General features: G+C 78.6%; 1 protein-coding gene. It reads right to left on the bottom strand.

Translation table 11 applies throughout. The features are described from left to right. A partial coding sequence (locus FA014_RS20900; protein WP_154731272.1) for a TetR/AcrR family transcriptional regulator occupies positions 1-446 on the bottom strand: 446 nt, incomplete at its 3' end. Between the last annotated feature and the right edge of the window lie 286 nt (positions 447-732).

The raw sequence follows: 732 nt of genomic DNA, 5'->3' as shown, positions 1-732 counted from the left end.
TTCGACGACTCGTTCTCCGCGCTCGACTTCGCGACGGACGCCGCCCCGCGGGCCGCGCGCACGGCGGCGGCGCGGCGGCCGTCGTCGGAGGCGAGGATGGCGTGCACCGCGAGCATGACCCGGCGCACCCGGCGGCCGCGGGCGGCCATGACGTCGGCGAGCTGGGTGAGCTCGGCCGCGAGGTCCGGCGCCGGCGGCAGGTCGTCGATCTCGGCGACGCCGGTCGTGGGGTCGAGCGCGCGCTCGGCGGCGGCGGTCAGGAGCTCGACCTTGTCGTCGAACGCCCGGAACAGGGTGCCCTCCGCGACCCCGGCGGCCACGGCGATCTGCCGGGTCGACACCTGGGCGCCGTGGCTCTCGAGCAGCGGGACCGTGGCGAGCGCGATGGCGGCGCGGCGCTCGTCGCGGCTCATCGGCCGCGCGCGTCCGGTCCGGGGCTCGTCCATGCCGGCGAGCGTAAGTGAGTGAGCGCTCACTCGTCCAGGCCGTTCGTCCCGGGCGAACGCGCGCCCCGCCGCCGACGGCCGTGACGGCCCGCCGAGATCGGCGCTCCCACCCGAGATCGGCGCTCCCCACCACCGATCTCGACCCGAAGCACCGATTCGGGCGTCAGGGCAGCGCACTCCGCCGCCGTGGGCACCCGGCGCGGGCGGGGGGCTCGCGGCTCGGCGCGGAGCGCGCGCGGCGACGCCCGCCGCGCCCCGAGGGGGTGCGACGGGCGTCGTCGGTCGA

Source organism: Cellulomonas hominis (assembly GCF_005239125.1).
Taxonomy (GTDB): Bacteria; Actinomycetota; Actinomycetes; order Actinomycetales; family Cellulomonadaceae; genus Cellulomonas; species Cellulomonas hominis_A.
This window is presented reverse-complemented; position numbering and strand designations above follow the sequence as displayed.